Here is a 1,654-nt window from a genome sequence, read left to right as displayed (position 1 = left end):
TAGTGACTCTGCAAATCGTCGAATAGTTTCTCTATCACTATCTGTTAAGTTTTGAAGATCTCTAAATAGAGTGTCCGTATTAGTTCCTTCAAAACTATCTACTCGTCCTAGTAAGTAATCTGTAGATACTTCTAGCGCTATTCCTAATTTTCTCAAATTATCAAAAGATGGTTTTCTTGACCCAGCTTCCAAATGTGAAATTGAGGTAGAAGGAATTTTAGATTTTTCAGCTAATTGAGCTTGAGTTAGTTTACGTAACTCTCTTATCGCTTTAAGCCGTTCAGGAAACACGTAGGTTTCATTAGATTCTGTATTCATAATTCTATTCTACTGATTATATTTTTGTATTTCTATAATAATTCGAAATAGAGAAATTTTGTTGACGAATTCGACAAGTAGTGTTAATAATATTTGTGACAACATTTAGTTGTCGAATTCGACAATATTAGGAGCGAAATATGTCTTTAAAGCCAGGACAGAATACAGGCCGTGATGGTGGGATTTATCGAGAGCAAGGTCCTAGAGGTGGGTTGAGAGATAACTACTCAACTATTCCAGATCGAACTATTGCCCCCCCGACATCAAAGCCAAATTCAAGCTGGGTTCGTGTTGAACGTACGCCAGATAGTAAGCGATGAGCTGTGAAAGACTGTTAAGTACGCTTGGCAGTCTTTTTAATAATTTCATATTAACGAAGGCACTGAGATGACTGATCAAACAATAAATATTTTATGTTCTTGCGGAAGCGATAAGTTTGAGATTCCTAGTAATCCTAAAGCTTCAGATACGATTACTTGTGCTAAATGTGGAGCACAAGAAAAGTATGGAATATTGCAGAAAGAAATAGCTTCTAAAGTTAAAAAACAAGTTGAAGCTAATTTTAAAAAAATGTTGAGAAGAGCGGGTTTTAAATAAGCTAATTGTTGATAGGAGGTCCTGTGTTTCCACCGAAAGAATATATAAAAAAATCTTTTAAACAAGGGGTTGCAATAACTATCCTTTTAGGAGTGATCCCTCTTTTATTAGCTTTATGTCAAGATATTTGGGGAGTCATTTTTCATAAAAGTCATGATCTATCTAACTTTAACGAAATGATGAAGAGCCTTATACCTTCCCATGATAATTATGTCCATATTCTTATTTGGCTTTCGGGAATTTACTGTCTACCTTTATTAATGTTAGTTGTAGCAGAAAGAGAATTAGAAAGGAAAATACCAATACCGAGTTGGATAAAGAATTTTATTCTTAATTTTGAATATGCATTATCAGCTATTTTTAGTGTGATGTTTGTTGCATCAGCTATTTTCTTTACTACAGGTTTTTTCTTCTGTTTTACCAGTTTCGGTGTCTCTTATGGCATTGGATTTGTTGTTATTGGAATAATTCTATTTACTCTCACTATGTATGCACTAGCAGCGATGCTAGAGCTTAAAGACCTATTCGTGAAAAATGATTCCGATTCAGAGAAAAACCTAGATTCTGATAATGAGAAGGAAAGTTAATTTAATACCTATAGTTTTCCTTTTAATAATAAAAAACCCCAGCATCCTGCCGGGGTTTCTCATATTGGGTTGCTAGGTATGACTCCTGTCTTAACTCACGCTCCTGGTGCGATCTTTCTTATTCTTGTTGTTTGGAACATCCTGTTCTCTAT

Annotated in this window: 4 protein-coding genes; 3 read left to right on the top strand and 1 reads right to left on the bottom strand. The window is 34.5% G+C overall.

Translation table 11 applies throughout. The features are described 5' to 3' along the window. Positions 1-318, bottom strand: a 318-nt coding sequence (locus tag FTV38_RS17435; protein WP_180023037.1) for a helix-turn-helix domain-containing protein, incomplete at its 3' end; no start/stop codon positions are given. A 140-nt stretch (positions 319-458) separates the two neighbouring features. Between FTV38_RS17435 and FTV38_RS17430 the strand changes: the two genes are divergently transcribed. The 3 genes from FTV38_RS17430 to FTV38_RS17420 all read left to right on the top strand — a co-directional run bounded on the left by FTV38_RS17430 (position 459) and on the right by FTV38_RS17420 (position 1,502). Continuing rightward, positions 459-638: a hypothetical protein gene (locus FTV38_RS17430; protein WP_016651005.1), complete on the top strand. Its 180-nt coding sequence runs from the start codon at positions 459-461 to the stop codon at positions 636-638. A 67-nt stretch (positions 639-705) separates the two neighbouring features. Then, positions 706-915 carry a hypothetical protein gene (locus FTV38_RS17425; protein WP_163146743.1) on the top strand — a complete coding sequence of 70 codons (210 nt, stop codon included), beginning with the start codon at positions 706-708 and terminating at the stop codon, positions 913-915. 23 nt (positions 916-938) lie between these two features. Continuing rightward, positions 939-1,502 carry a hypothetical protein gene (locus tag FTV38_RS17420; protein ID WP_163146742.1) on the top strand — a complete coding sequence of 188 codons (564 nt, stop codon included), beginning with the start codon at positions 939-941 and terminating at the stop codon, positions 1,500-1,502. The last annotated feature ends 152 nt before the right edge of the window (positions 1,503-1,654 follow it).

This window comes from Acinetobacter sp. YH16044 (genome assembly GCF_013417145.1).
In the GTDB taxonomy this organism is placed as follows: domain Bacteria; phylum Pseudomonadota; class Gammaproteobacteria; order Pseudomonadales; family Moraxellaceae; genus Acinetobacter; species Acinetobacter amyesii.
The sequence above is the reverse complement of the archived record's forward strand: the minus strand, read 5'-3'. Positions and strand labels throughout refer to the sequence as shown.

What these genes read in the sequence shown, in the direction of transcription:
- FTV38_RS17425 (WP_163146743.1), top strand. Translation starts at nt 706, where the DNA reads ATGACTGATCAAACAATAAATATTTTATGTTCTTGCGGAAGCGATAAG.
- FTV38_RS17430 (WP_016651005.1), top strand. Translation starts at nt 459, where the DNA reads ATGTCTTTAAAGCCAGGACAGAATACAGGCCGTGATGGTGGGATTTAT.